Below are 487 nucleotides of genomic sequence, written 5' to 3' on the forward strand. Positions count from 1 at the left end.
GGCGGCTCACCCCGGTCCGTTCGGCGATCTCCTGGGCGGACAGGGGCCCGTCGGCGTTCATCAGGGCCTGACGGACGAGTTCCGCGGTGGTGGGGGAGTGCCCCTTGGGCAGATCCGGCTCGGAGGGGGCCGACAGCGCCCCGAAGATACGGTCCACCTCGGCCTGTTCCGCCTCCCCGCCGCCGTCGAGGGTACGGCGCAACTCCGCGTACGCCTCCAGCTTGGCGCGCAGACCGGCGAGCGCTATCTGAAGCTCCTGGAGCGCACGGGACGGGCCAGGCTGACCCTGAAATACGGCGACGCGGGCCGCCCGGAACACCGTTACGTGTGGGCGACCCGCGCCTAGGCAGTCAGTCCGGGGCCGTTTCGGCTGTCAGCCCGTGGCCTTCTTCGCGAACTCTGTCGTGTAGGTCTGGCTCAGGTCGATCTTGGCGTTCTTGATGTTGGGGTTGAACGCCTTGAGCACCTTCTCGACCGTCTCAGGGCC

The 487-nt window shown here is 69.0% G+C and carries 2 pseudogenes; both read right to left on the minus strand.

From position 1 onward, the window contains the following. A pseudogene (locus CCL05_RS43110) lies at window positions 1-244 on the minus strand (two-component system response regulator); the annotation flags it as partial. A gap of 129 nt (window positions 245-373) precedes the next feature. Continuing rightward, window positions 374-487, minus strand: a pseudogene (locus tag CCL05_RS46950) (ABC transporter substrate-binding protein); the annotation flags it as partial.

The organism is Streptomyces africanus, from assembly GCF_002150735.1.
Lineage (GTDB): Bacteria > Actinomycetota > Actinomycetes > Streptomycetales > Streptomycetaceae > Streptomyces > Streptomyces africanus.